13 protein-coding genes and 2 tRNA genes are annotated in these 12621 nt (G+C 60.3%); 9 read left to right on the top strand and 6 right to left on the bottom strand.

Annotated features, from left to right (window positions below):
- Window positions 1–250 precede the first annotated feature (250 nt).
- Complete coding sequence (locus tag RY831_RS18060; protein WP_326507773.1) at window positions 251–697, bottom strand: CBS domain-containing protein; 447 nt, start codon at window positions 695–697, stop codon at window positions 251–253.
- Window positions 698–875: 178 nt separating this feature from the next.
- Here RY831_RS18060 and RY831_RS18065 point away from each other — a divergent pair, with 178 nt between their 5' ends.
- From RY831_RS18065 to RY831_RS18075, 3 genes are all read left to right on the top strand, one after another.
- Window positions 876–2213 (top strand): O-acetylhomoserine aminocarboxypropyltransferase, encoded by a 1338-nt coding sequence (locus RY831_RS18065; RefSeq protein WP_326507774.1) that lies wholly within the window; start codon window positions 876–878, stop codon window positions 2211–2213.
- Window position 2214: 1 nt separating this feature from the next.
- On the top strand, window positions 2215–3027 hold the full coding sequence (locus RY831_RS18070; protein ID WP_326507775.1) for an alpha/beta fold hydrolase: 813 nt from the start codon (window positions 2215–2217) through the stop codon (window positions 3025–3027).
- Between the two features lie 198 nt (window positions 3028–3225).
- A complete protein-coding gene (locus RY831_RS18075) occupies window positions 3226–3543 on the top strand; it encodes an Mpo1-like protein (RefSeq protein WP_326507776.1) in 318 nt (105 codons plus the stop codon).
- A gap of 7 nt (window positions 3544–3550) precedes the next feature.
- Here RY831_RS18075 and RY831_RS18080 read toward each other — a convergent pair whose 3' ends face one another.
- On the bottom strand, window positions 3551–4873 hold the full coding sequence (locus tag RY831_RS18080) for a YihY family inner membrane protein (protein ID WP_326507777.1): 1323 nt from the start codon (window positions 4871–4873) through the stop codon (window positions 3551–3553).
- A gap of 40 nt (window positions 4874–4913) precedes the next feature.
- Between RY831_RS18080 and wrbA the strand changes: the two genes are divergently transcribed.
- From wrbA to RY831_RS18110, 6 genes are all read left to right on the top strand, one after another.
- The gene (gene wrbA, locus RY831_RS18085; protein WP_326507778.1) at window positions 4914–5525 is read left to right on the top strand and encodes an NAD(P)H:quinone oxidoreductase; all 612 of its coding nucleotides are present in this window, start codon (window positions 4914–4916) and stop codon (window positions 5523–5525) included.
- Window positions 5522–5914 (top strand): DUF2069 domain-containing protein, encoded by a 393-nt coding sequence (locus RY831_RS18090; protein ID WP_326507779.1) that lies wholly within the window; start codon window positions 5522–5524, stop codon window positions 5912–5914. Before wrbA ends, RY831_RS18090 begins: the two co-directional genes overlap by 4 nt.
- The gene (locus tag RY831_RS18095) at window positions 5911–7317 is read left to right on the top strand and encodes an FAD-binding oxidoreductase (RefSeq protein WP_326507780.1); all 1407 of its coding nucleotides are present in this window, start codon (window positions 5911–5913) and stop codon (window positions 7315–7317) included. The genes RY831_RS18090 and RY831_RS18095 overlap by 4 nt, the downstream gene beginning before the upstream one ends.
- A gap of 54 nt (window positions 7318–7371) precedes the next feature.
- Window positions 7372–7803 carry a hypothetical protein gene (locus RY831_RS18100; protein WP_326507781.1) on the top strand — a complete coding sequence of 144 codons (432 nt, stop codon included), beginning with the start codon at window positions 7372–7374 and terminating at the stop codon, window positions 7801–7803.
- 164 nt (window positions 7804–7967) lie between these two features.
- Window positions 7968–8159, top strand: coding sequence for a hypothetical protein (locus tag RY831_RS18105; RefSeq protein ID WP_326507782.1), 192 nt, complete (start codon window positions 7968–7970; stop codon window positions 8157–8159).
- A gap of 291 nt (window positions 8160–8450) precedes the next feature.
- Window positions 8451–8879 carry a response regulator gene (locus RY831_RS18110; protein WP_326507783.1) on the top strand — a complete coding sequence of 143 codons (429 nt, stop codon included), beginning with the start codon at window positions 8451–8453 and terminating at the stop codon, window positions 8877–8879.
- Window positions 8880–9168: 289 nt separating this feature from the next.
- Here RY831_RS18110 and RY831_RS18115 read toward each other — a convergent pair.
- From RY831_RS18115 to folP, 4 genes are all read right to left on the bottom strand, one after another.
- Window positions 9169–9245: transfer RNA gene (locus RY831_RS18115), tRNA-Arg, on the bottom strand.
- A 994-nt stretch (window positions 9246–10239) separates the two neighbouring features.
- Window positions 10240–10316 (bottom strand) — tRNA-Pro (locus tag RY831_RS18120).
- Between the two features lie 107 nt (window positions 10317–10423).
- Window positions 10424–11761, bottom strand: a complete 1338-nt coding sequence (glmM, locus tag RY831_RS18125; RefSeq protein WP_326507784.1) for a phosphoglucosamine mutase — start codon at window positions 11759–11761, stop codon at window positions 10424–10426.
- Window positions 11758–12621: a dihydropteroate synthase gene (gene folP / locus RY831_RS18130; RefSeq protein WP_326507785.1), complete on the bottom strand. Its 864-nt coding sequence runs from the start codon at window positions 12619–12621 to the stop codon at window positions 11758–11760. The genes glmM and folP overlap by 4 nt, the downstream gene beginning before the upstream one ends.

A 12621-nucleotide genomic window follows, 5' to 3' on the forward strand; every position in this document is an offset into this window, starting at 1 on the left:
GACGGGTCGCTGCCACGGTACGCCACGGTACGATTCGTTTCGCCGGCCGCAGCAACGACATGCGCAGTGTAGCCGAGCCGCAAGCGCTTGCGTATGTGCGCTGGGGGAGTCGCGAAATATGCTACGTTCGGTGAAGGCAGCGGGGCGGCATTATGAAAAAATGAAAAAACCGTTCATGGCGCAAACCATGAACGGCTCGTGAATACGTCCGCAGCCGGCGCCGGCTTCCCAGCGCAGCCGGATCGCGCGGTCACTCGTCGCTTTCCGCCGGCCAGTCGCGGATGTAGGCCTTGAGCATCTTGTTTTCGAAACTCTGGGCTTCGAACACCGCCTTGGCCACGTCATAGAAGGAGATGACGCCATGCAGGGTCCTTGCGCTGACCACCGGCACGTAGCGCGCATGGCGCTCGAGCATCAGCCGGCGCACTTCGTTGACTTCCGTATCGGGAGTGATCGTGATCGGATGATCGTCCATGTGCTTGCGCACCGTGCTGGCGCCGATCTCGCCCTTGTTCTGATGCAGCGTCTTGATGACTTCGCGGAAAGTCAGCATCCCCACCAGTTCACCGAACTCCATGACCACCAGCGAACCGATATCCTTTTCCGCCATGGTGTTGACCGCTTCGGCCATGAGCGTTTCAGGCGTGACGGTATAAAGAATATCGCCTTTGACTTTAAGGATTTCGGAGACTTTCATGAATGGATCCCAACGTGAATTGTAGTTATGGCATGTTTAAATGTAGCTTACCACGAACGGAAAATCCAGAGCAGCCGCCCTGCCGCTCCGGCAACCGCACATTGCGTTCGATGCTAGCATGTGCGCCATGCAGTGCGATGCAGCCTGCGACGCAATAACAATACGGAGACCAACCGCCATGAGCGCCCCCAAATACCCCGGCTTCGACACTCTGTCGCTGCATGCCGGCGCCACGCCCGACCCTGTGACCGGCGCGCGCGCCACGCCGATCTACATGACCACCTCCTTCGTTTTCAAGGATTCCGACCACGCCGCGTCGCTGTTCAACATGGAACGCGCCGGCCATGTCTACTCGCGCATCTCCAACCCGACCAATGCGGTGCTGGAGGAACGTATCGCCGCACTCGAAGGCGGCGTGGCCGGCATCGCGGTGGCGAGCGGGCAGGCCGCCATGCATCTGGGACTGGCCACCATCGCCGGCGCGGGATCGCACGTGGTCGCTTCCCGCGCGCTGTACGGCGGTTCGCAGAACCTGCTCGCCTACACGATGAAGCGCTTCGGCGTCGAGACCAGCTTTGTCGATCCGCGCGATATCGATGCCTGGCGCAATGCCATCCGTCCCAACACCAAGCTGCTGTTCGGGGAAACGCTGGGCAATCCGGGCCTGGACGTGCTCGACATTCCGCGCATCGCCGCGCTTGCGCATGAACACCACCTGCCCCTGATGGTGGACGCCACCTTCACCACGCCCTACCTGCTCAAGCCGTTCGACCATGGCGCCGACCTGATTTTCCATTCCGCCACCAAGTTCCTGAGCGGACACGGCACCGCCGTCGGCGGCCTGCTGGTCGACGGCGGCACTTTCGACTGGCAGCAGGCTTATGAAAAAACCGGCCGTTTCGCCGAGCTCTGCGCGCCTTACGACGGCTTTCACGGGATGGTGTTTTCCGAGGAATCGAGCGTCGCCGCTTTTTCGCTGCGCGCCCGCCGCGAAGGCCTGCGCGACTTCGGCGCGGTAATGAGCCCGCACAATGCGTTCGCGATTCTTCAGGGCATCGAGACGCTCGGTCTGCGCATGGACCGCCATGTCGCCAATACCCGCAAGGTGGTGGATTTCCTGGCGTCGCATCCGGCGGTGGAATCGGTGGCCTATCCCGAACTGGAAAGCCATCCCGATCATGCACTGGCAAAGACCTTGCTGCCAAAGGGTTGCGGCGCGGTATTTTCCTTCAGTATCCGGGGCGATCGTGCGGCCGGCCGGCGTTTTGTCGAAGCGTTGAAACTGTTCTCGCACCTTGCCAATGTCGGCGATGCCAAGTCGCTGGTGATCCATCCCGCATCCACCACGCATTTCCGAGTGCCGGCCGAACAGCTCGCGGCGTCGGGCATCACGGAGGGCACCATGCGCCTGTCGATCGGGCTGGAGGATCCGGATGACCTGATCGAAGACCTGAACCGCGGCCTCAAGGCATCGCAGGCATCGCAGGCGCCGCATGCGGCAGGAAAGGGGGCATGAGATGCGGATGACAGTCAACGGCCATGAAGCCTACTGCTATACCGGCGGGAAGTCCTTCTCCCGGGAGCTCCCCACCGTTGTGTTCATCCACGGCGCGCAGCATGATCATTCGGTCTGGGCCTTGCAGACACGCTATTTCGCGCACCACGGTTTCGGCGTGCTGGCGGTGGACCTGCCGGGCCATGGCCTCAGCAAGGGAGTACCGCTGGCCAGCGTGGAAGCGATGGCGGACTGGCTGCTGGCCGTGCTGGACGCCGCGGGCGTAAAGCAGGCCGCACTGGTCGGGCACAGCATGGGTTCATTGATTGCGCTTGAAGCCGCCTGCCGGGCTCCGGAACGCGTCGGCAAACTGGCGCTGGTGGGCACCGCTTACCCTATGCGGGTTTCGGCGGCGCTGCTGGAAGCTTCCATGAACGAAGAGCAGAAGGCGATCGACATGGTCAATATCTGGTCACATTCGACCTTCATGCAGAAGCCGTCATTTCCCGGACCGGGCTTTTCCGCCCTCGGCGTGAACCGCCGACTGATGCAGCGCATCTCCGCCACGCAGCACGCCCCGGTGTTCCACACCGATTTCGCAGCCTGCAACGCCTATGCCAACGGGGAACATGCGGCAGGCACGGTCGCCTGCCCCACCCTTTTCCTGCTCGGCAGGCGCGACATGATGACGCCGCCGAAAGCGGCTTCCAGCCTCGCCGCGCTCATCCGCCATGCGCGGACGGTACAGCTGGAAGACAGCGGACATGCGCTGATGTCGGAGCAACCGGATGCGGTGCTCGATACGCTGTTCGACTTCATGAAGAGCGCCGGGTGAGCGTTTCCGGTTGCTCCGCCGCACCGCACAACGGGATTCCTGTTGCATGCCGGTGCGGAGGCGACTACTCTGTAAATATCCGCATCATGCCTGCATGGAATGAATGCAGCATGTTCGCGGAGCGCATCTGAAACTCAACAGCTTTGCTCGACGTTCCACCGCTTTACCGTGGTCGCAATCGTTCATGAGGAGAATGTGATGGCAGATGTCATGCAGAGGGAATTTTCATCGTTCGCCGAGTTTTATCCGGCCTATCTCGCCGAGCACTCGAACCGGACCTGCAGGGAACTTCACTTCATCGGCTCGACCCTGTCCCTGTTCTGTCTAGGCGCATTGCTGCTGACAAGCAATTTCTGGTGGCTGCTTGCCGCCCTGGTCTGCGGCTACGGCTTCGCCTGGACCGGCCATTTCTTCTTCGAAAACAATCGGCCTGCCACCTTCAGGCATCCAATCTATTCGTTCATGGGCGACTGGGTGATGTACTGGCAGATGCTGACCGGCCAGGCGTCCTTCTGACGAAAAGTCAGGCAGGTTGCGGACGCTTCGACACTGGAATCTTTCCGGTCTCGAAGTAGGCGGCAAGGCTTTGGCCGAGCCCGTCCTCGACCGCAGTCTCGACCTGCCTGGCAAGGGCTGCATTGCCGCCCGTGTTGAACACGAACACCCGGTAGACATCGGCTACCCTGATCTGCTCCGGGTTGGCCAGCAGGGTCCAGGCATCCAGTCCTTCGGCATGCTTGGCGCCGAACTTGACGCGCCGTTTCTGTTCCGCACGGATGCGCCCTACCCAGCCCGCATCGAGCATCTGCTCCAGCAGCGTTTCCGACTCATCAAATCCGAGACGGGTCAGCGAGCGCAGCGTACGCGCGTCGACCGCCGCGTTGGCGCCCTTCACCCGCGCCTCGTGGAGCACCGTGAGAAGCGCCATCGCGTCGATGAATCCGCTGCCGGGCGTGGGCACATGCCACCAGCGCTCATACTTGACGATCGGCAGCGCCGATGCCAGCACCGCGCCCATCAAGGTGATCCACCATGACACATAGATCCAGATCAGGAACAGCGGCAAGGCGGCCAGGGTGCCGTAGATCACGGTATAGGTCGGTATCTTGGTGATGAAGATGACGAAGACCTTCTTGGCGATTTCGAAGGCAACGGCTGCCAGCAGACCGCCGCAGGCCGCATCCCGCCAGTCCACCGTCCGGTTCGGCACCGTCATGTAAAGAAGCGTGAAGGCGCACATCGCCAGCAGCACCGACAGCAATGTGTAGAAGGTCGCGCCGATCACGGGCAGGCCCGTGATCAGGCCGTCGGTTGCGCGGAACAGGTCGGAAGTAAACGTGAGCGAAACGCCGATCAGCAGCGGCCCCAGCGTCACGATGGCCCAGTAGATCACCAGCCGCTGCGCAAACGGCCGCGGCGTCCTCACCCGCCAGATCTGGTTGAATGCCCTGTCGACAGTCAGCATCATGATGAGCGCCGTCATGATCAAAACCACCGCGCCGATGGCAGACAGGCGCGTCGCCTTGCCGGCGAACTGGCTGAGATAGCCGAGGATGGTATGGGCAATGGCCACGGGCATCAGGCTCTTGATGAAGTAGGCCTCCAGCGCCGCCCTGAATGTGTTGAACAAAGGAAATGTGGTGAAGATGGCGAACGCGATCGTGAGAATCGGCACCAGTGCCAGCACCGTTGTGAAGGTCAGGCTCCCCACGACTTGGGGCAGTCGCTCCTCGTTCAGTCGGCGGCGGGCGAACTGGACCAGCCCCTGCACGTCCTCCAGCGGGAAGTTGCGGAAGATGGACAAGGTGAACGGAAACACCCGGCGAGTTGGCGGAGGCAGCGGCATGCGTGTCTTGCAGGTTCCAAAGCATCCTATAATACCAAGCATGAATTCGCCTGAACTTTCCATCCTCGTTTTATATTATTCCCGTCATGGTTCCACCCGCAAACTGGCCGAACTGATCGCCCAGGGCGTGGAGAGCGTGCCCGGCTGCGAAGCGCGGCTTCGCACCGTACCTGCGGTCTCTACCGTGGCCGAGGCGGTCGAACCCGACATCCCGTCCGAAGGCGCGCCCTACGTCGACCTGCAGGACCTGCAGCAATGCGCGGGTCTGGCGCTCGGCTCGCCAACCCGCTTCGGCAACATGGCGGCCGCGGTCAAGTATTTTCTTGACGGGACCACTAGCGAATGGCTGTCGGGCACCCTGGCGGGCAAGCCGGCTTGCGTGTTCACCTCGACCGGCAGTCTGCACGGAGGGCAGGAATCGACACTGCTGTCGATGATGATTCCGCTGATGCATCACGGCATGCTGCTGCTCGGCCTGCCCTATACCCACCCCCAACTGATGACAACCGCAACCGGCGGTACACCCTACGGCGCCAGCCACTGGTCCGGGTCGGGAGGCAACCAGCCGCTTTCCGACGATTCGCGCACGCTCGCCGTGGCGCTCGGTCGGCGCCTCGCCGAAACCGCGGTGCGGTTGAGGAGCGCGGCATGACAAGCAAACTGCAAACAGCCTGCTATTACGGCGCGGCAGGCAGCCTGGTGATCCTGATCCTGCTCTGCGTGGCATGGGAGCTGTTTCTCGACCCGCTGAGACCGGGCGGCTCCTGGATGGTGCTCAAGGTGCTGCCTCTTCTGCTGCCGCTGCTCGGCGTCCTAAAGCGGAACATCTACACGATGCAATGGTCATCCATGCTGATACTGCTTTACCTGACCGAGGGAATCGTGCGTGCCACCAGCGACAAGGGCTTGTCCGCCACGCTGGGAATGATCGAAATCGGCCTGGTATCCGTATTCTTCGTCAGCACCATCATGTTCCTGCGCCCCTACAAGCAGGCGGCCAAGAAACTTGCGCAGCAAGCCATACAAAAAGCATCCAAATGAGTGAATTCATCGATACCTGCCGCACCCTTGTCGGTGCTGCCAACGTGCTAACCGACTCCGCCGACCTGGAGCGCTACCTGACCGACTGGCGGCGGCGCTTTACCGGCAAGGCATTGGCCGTGGTACGGCCGGCGAGCACAGAGGAAGTGGCCGCGGTGATCCGCCTCTGCAACGAGCACCGGGTCCCGGTCGTGCCGCAGGGCGGCAACACCGGCCTGGTGCTGGGCAGCGTGCCGGATCAGAGCGGCACGGCCATCGTCCTGTCCCTCTCGCGCCTGAACCGGATTCGCGGCGTCGACACCATCAACAACACCATGACGGTGGAAGCCGGTTGCATTCTCGAACAGATACAGAATGCGGCGGCGGACGCAGGGCGGCTCTTCCCGCTTTCGCTCGCAGCGGAAGGCAGCTGCACGATAGGCGGCAACCTCGCGACCAATGCCGGAGGTACCGCTGTGCTGCGCTACGGCAATGCGCGGGAGCTTTGCCTCGGCCTTGAAGTCGTCACTGCCGAAGGCGAAGTCTGGGACGGCCTGCGCGGCCTGCGCAAGGACAATACCGGGTACGACCTGCGCGACCTGTATATCGGCGCCGAAGGGACCCTGGGCGTCATCACCGCCGCGGTCATGAAGATCTTCCCGCAGCCCAAGGGACAGCTCACCGCGCTGGCGGCAGTGGAGGCGCCCGAACATGCGCTGCGGCTGCTGTCGCTGGCGCAGGAGCGTTGCGGCGCCGCGCTGACGGGCTTCGAGCTCATGTCGAATTTCTGCCTGCAGCTGGTGACCAAGCATTTCCCGCAGATGCGCCTGCCCTTCCCCCAGCCCTATGCGCAGTATGTGCTGCTCGAACTGTCCGACAGCGAGTCGGAAGAGCATGCGAATACGCTCCTCGAAGGCTTGATCACGGAAGCGCTGGAACAGGAAATCGCGCAGGATGCGGTCATCGCCTCGTCCATTGCCCAGTCGAAGGCGCTCTGGAACCTGCGGGAACATATTCCGCTGGCGCAGGCGGAGGAAGGCAAGAACATCAAGCATGACGTATCGGTGCCGATTTCGCTGATCGGCGAATTCATCCGCGTCACCGACGTACAGCTGCAGGAACAATTCCCCGGCTGCCGCATGGTGACCTTTGGCCACCTGGGGGACGGCAATTTGCACTACAACGTGTCGCCGCCTGAAATCGGATCGCAGGATGCATTCATCGAGCACCAGTCGGCCATCAACCGCGTCGTGCATGACAGCGTTCACCGTTTCAACGGTTCGATTTCAGCCGAACACGGGCTTGGCGCGCTCAAGCGCGACGAGGTCCGCGCCTACAAATCCGATGTCGAACTGCGGCTGATGCGCACGCTGAAGCAGGCGCTCGATCCGCACAACCTCATGAACCCGGGCAAGGTTATCTGAGGAATATTTGGGAACCAGATGCGCATCTTTATTCTTTCACTGACTGCAGTACTAATGGCAGCGTCCGGTTCATCCCATGCCGTGTACCGATGCAATGCGGATGGCAAGATCAGTTACAACGACCAGCCATGCGACGGAGGCCGCAAGCTCGATATCGCCGATGCCCCGCCCGATGCGGCGAGCAATGCGCAGCGCATCGAAAAGGAGCTGGCCGCCGGCAAAAAGCAGTTGAAGCAACTGGAAGCGGAACGGCAGAAAAGCGAGGCGGCGGCAGCTAAGGAGCGTCAGCGTGCGGCACGGCAACAAGCGGCGTTTGACCGACGCTGCGAAAGACTCGAACGCCGCCAGCGCTGGACCAGTGACGAAGCGGCGGCCGCCGCCGGCAAGGCCGCGGACAAAGCCAGGAAAAAAGCGCAGCGTGCCGCCGAGGTGTACGAGCAGGAATGCGCAGCGGCAAAGCGCATCCGGCCAATGCAGGCGTCCTGAAGACTATTCGGCGAACTGCCCTGCGTACATTTCATGCTTGCCCGGCCCGCGGGAGTCCGCTCGTGGATTACAAAGCAACCTGGCATGAAAGTCGGTGTCCTATCGATGGATGCAAAGTCTCTTCCGTGATTCCTTGCCCGATATTCATCCATGAGGCCGCGACCATGAGTCATTCAAACCACGACGAACTCACTCCAGACGAAGAGGAATTGCTGGAAATCTATGAATCCATGACGGAGGATGATCAAGCCGCCCTGGTAAGGATGGCGCATTACTTGAGCGAACATCCGCACGACATTCCAACGACCGGTCAGGATATCGAGCAAATGTTCGAACAGGCCAAACGCCTGCAATAAAAGCATTGATCACGTCCCATCCCGGATGGGCGATGGAAAATTCAGCATTGCCGTATTGTTGAATTTGAAAACTAAGGCCAGCGCCGGCATGCTTTTCTGAATCGCACACAAATCATTCCTGATGCCGGGGCCATCGGCCGCGACAGATGGAACTCGTCTTGCATTGTCGCAATCGCGCTCGACAGCCAAGCATCTGAAGAGCAGCATTAGATCTGCCCGTTTCGCAAATGCTTTTGTCACCGCACGACTTCATGCGTATCATCCAACATCTTTAAGGTGTACTATCGCGACATGACATCCCACTTGCTTCTCTTTGAAGACGACGAGAGCGCCGCCTACGTCACGCTGAAAAGGCTCAAAGCCTCCGGTTTTACGGTGTCAGTCGATGTCGTGCGCGATGGCATGGAAGCAATAGCCTATCTCACCTGCCAGGGCGGCTACAAGAACAGGACGACGGGCAATCCGTCGCTCATCCTGCTTGACCTGAAGTTGCCCGAACTGGATGGTTTCGAGGTCCTTAAACTCATCCGTACCAATCCCGCGCTCTCCGCGATTCCCATCTTTATTCTCAGCGCGTCGAATACCGAAGAGGATAAGTACCGGAGCGCCCTGCTCGGTGTCTCGAAGTATCTGATCAAACCCTTGGACATGCACGAGTTCGAGATGGAAGCCACGAAGGTGTTTAGCCCCTCCACTCCTTCAAGTCCATCGCTACACTGACTGCCAATCCGCAGTTACCGTTACTCAAGGACTTGGCCGTACTGGCCGCTCTCCATCCAGGCAGACATTTGTTCCAGCCGTGCCCCACTGCGTTACCAGTCCATATCACACCAACGGCGACCAACATCGCCGCGAATCAATGCGACAGCCTTGACTTCCGCCTGACGTCGGGAAGGTAAAGCCGTGGAAGTAAGGATTTGGAGATGCTCGGGTTGAAAGTCCAACCCGGCAGTGCAATCGGGATTGAACGGCAAAGATTTGCAGGTGCTACCGCCGCATCAAAGGCTGGTGGCCTGCCCAACAGGAGTCGAACCTGTGACCTACGGCTTAGAAGGCCGTTGCTCTATCCAGCTGAGCTATGGGCAGTGTGCGGAATTCCGCCAGCATCGTATCGAAAAAAGCGCGCGTTACGAGCGTAATCGCAATGATGCGGATGAGGCGTACGCAAAGCAATTATTGCTTCAGGCCTGCGGATATTACCTGTAATGGCCATTGCTTTCAATGTTCATGTGCATGATGGAAGCCTGCAGTAACGGCAGCAGACATCGTCCACTGCCTCACAGCTTGGCAGTGGACCTGCTTGGCGATTATCTCTGCATCGGGTTGCAGCGCGGCTTGCGCGGGAAGTTGGGATATTGCGACGTCTTCCGTCCTTCGATGGCAATCACTTTCGCGATGCTTGCATCGCTCCCATTAAGTGTGTCGTTCGCAAGGGACCTGTAGATCGCGAGCGCATCGATCTATAAGCGCCTCAATAAAGGCATGGCTTGAATATGCGGCGTGATAATCCTCAATCGAATTGAAAGCGTATGCCCCTTCGGGTAGATGCTGCCGACATGCGTGAAATTATTCGGCAACGCGCTGACCGGCGCTAGAGCGTTTTCGCCCTGACCGGCTCAGGCGAGGCCGAGGCAGATTGCCGCTGGAACGAGGCGTGGCGACGCGACATGGCCGGGCCATGGCAAGGAGGCACAACGCGGTACCAGAGGCAATCCGCCCGGGATCGACAAGCAGGTCCGGATGAAAACGCTCTAGCAACTACAGGCAAGTGAAAAGCGGCTGTGCGTCGTGAGCGGCGAGATAAAGCGATGATGTCCCGCATCAAGCCGTTCTAACGAATATTCCAGTGGAGGCACCTCGACCCAATGCATGCGCATGTTTAACGAAGACTGGTGCGCTGCGAAAGGCGGCCTGCAGGAAACCAGCAATGTCGGCAATGTCCATTGCGCAGTGAAGCGAAAGTGATTGCCCGGGCTGGCTATCCATGAGAAACAAGCCTGCCTCGCGTTGACGATAGCGCAAAAAGAAAATGGCTTGCGATCCGGGTCTGGATGGCAAGCCATATCATTGCTGCAATTTCTGGTCGGGGCGACACGATTCGAACGTGCGACCACCTGATCCCAAATCAGGTGCGCTACCAGGCTGCGCTACGCCCCGAGAGCCTTGCATCATACCGATGTCAGGGCTGCTGGTCAATTTATAACTTGCGTAGCAACATAAATTGCCGGATCGAATGAGTATCATCCGCCCGGCGGTTACCGCACTCAGGCGGCGATCTTGTCGGCGATTCTGCGTGCCATCGTCTGTGCGAGATCGGCATTTCTCGCCTCCACCATCACGCGCACAAGCGGTTCCGTTCCGGATGCACGGATCAGCACCCGTCCGCTGTCCCCAAGTTCACTTTCTGCAATGCGCTTTTCCTCACCCACTGCGTCATTCTTCTGCCAGTCGAACCCGGGGGTAACCTTCACGTTGATCAGACTCTGAGGAAACAACTGCAGAGGCGCGATCGCCTCTTGCAGGGTCTTGCCGCTGCGTTTGAGTGCCGACAACACCTGGAGCGCGGAAACGATGCCATCGCCGGTGGTGTGCTTGTCGAGGAACAGCAGATGCCCGGATCCTTCGCCGCCGATCAGCCAGCCGCGCTCCTGCAGCACTTCCAGCACGTAGCGGTCGCCGACCTTGGCACGGGCGAAACTGACTCCCATTTCACGCAACGCAACTTCCAGCGCCATGTTGGTCATCAGGGTGCCCACCACGCCTTCCACCGGCGCGGTGGCCATGCGGTCCATCACCATCACATACAGAAGTTCATCGCCGTTGTAGGGGCGGCCGCTGGAATCGACCATCAGCAGGCGGTCGGCATCACCGTCCAGCGCAATACCCAGGTCGGCGCGGTGCTCCTTGACTGCAGCCGACAACGCGCCTGGCGCAGTTGCGCCGAAGCCGTCATTGATGTTGGTGCCGTTCGGCTGGTTGCCGATGGCGATCACTTCGGCGCCGAGCTCGTGGAAAACGTCCGGCGCGATGTGATAGGCGGCGCCATGCGCGCAATCGACGACGATGCGCAAGCCGCGCAGGTCGAGCTCATTGGGGAAGGTGCTCTTGCAGAATTCGATGTAACGTCCCTGGGCATCGAACAGGCGCTTTGCCTTGCCAAGCTTTTCGGATGACACGCACTCCATCGGGCTGTCGAGGGAGGCTTCGATGGCCTCTTCCACCGAGTCCGGCAGCTTGTTGCCCGAAGCGGAAAAGAACTTGATTCCATTGTCGCCGTAGGGATTGTGCGAGGCGGAGATGACGACGCCAGCCGACAGGCGAAGCGCCCGCGTCAGGTAGGCGATGGCCGGCGTGGGCATGGGGCCGGCGAGCATCACATCGACGCCTGCGGCCGCGAAGCCCGCTTCAAGCGCGGCTTCGAGCATGTATCCCGAGATGCGGGTGTCCTTCCCGATGAGCACCACGGGCTTGCCGCTGCTGGTCTCTTCCTGAGCGAGTACCTTGCCGGCCGCATAGCCGAGGCGCATCACGAAATCCGGTGTTATTGGCAGTACGCCCACACGTCCGCGCACGCCATCGGTGCCAAAATATTTGCGTGTCATTTGCTGTCCTTCTTCATTGATTCCACTGCCTGCCAGACCTTGATCGCATCGACCGTTGCCGCGACATCGTGAACGCGCACGATGCGGGCACCATGCTCGACCGCACTCAGTGCTGCGGCGATGCTTCCACCGAGGCGCTGTTCAACCGGTTTGCCGGTGATTGCGCCTATCATGGACTTTCTTGAGAGGCCTGCCAAGACGGGCATCTCCAGTTCCTGCGCCATCCTGCCGAGGTCCTTGAGCAGCGTCAGATTGTGTTGCAGGGTTTTACCGAATCCGAAACCGGGGTCGATGCACATGCGTTCATGCACTATCCCCGCCCCGCTCAATGCATGGATCCGTTCCCGCAAAAATTCGATGACCTCTCCGGTGACATCGGCATAATGCGGTTCCTTCTGCATGGTCTGCGGATCGCGCTGCATGTGCATGATACACAAGGCGCAATCGGAATCATTGACTACACGCAACGCCCCCTCGGCTCTGAATCCGTTGATGTCGTTGATCATGTCCGCGCCGGCGATGATCGCTTCACGCATGACTTCCGGCTTGTAGGTATCGACTGAAAGCGGCTTCCCGCAATCCCGGAGCGCATACACCAGCGGCATGACACGCCGCAGTTCTTCTTCGAGCGGCAATGGCTCGGCCCCGGGCCGGCTGGACTCGCCTCCGATATCGATGATGTCCACGCCATCGGCAATCATTTGCTCGGCGCGCGACAGCGCATGATCAAGCGTGTGAAACTGACCGCCGTCGGAGAAGGAGTCAGGCGTGACGTTGAGTATGCCCATGACCAGCGGAGCACTTCCCTCTCCGCCCGTTGGCAGGCGATAGCGACCGCACTGCAAAAACTGTTTATTCAT

This window comes from Noviherbaspirillum album, assembly GCF_035916955.1.
Classification (GTDB): Bacteria; Pseudomonadota; Gammaproteobacteria; order Burkholderiales; family Burkholderiaceae_D; genus Noviherbaspirillum; species Noviherbaspirillum album.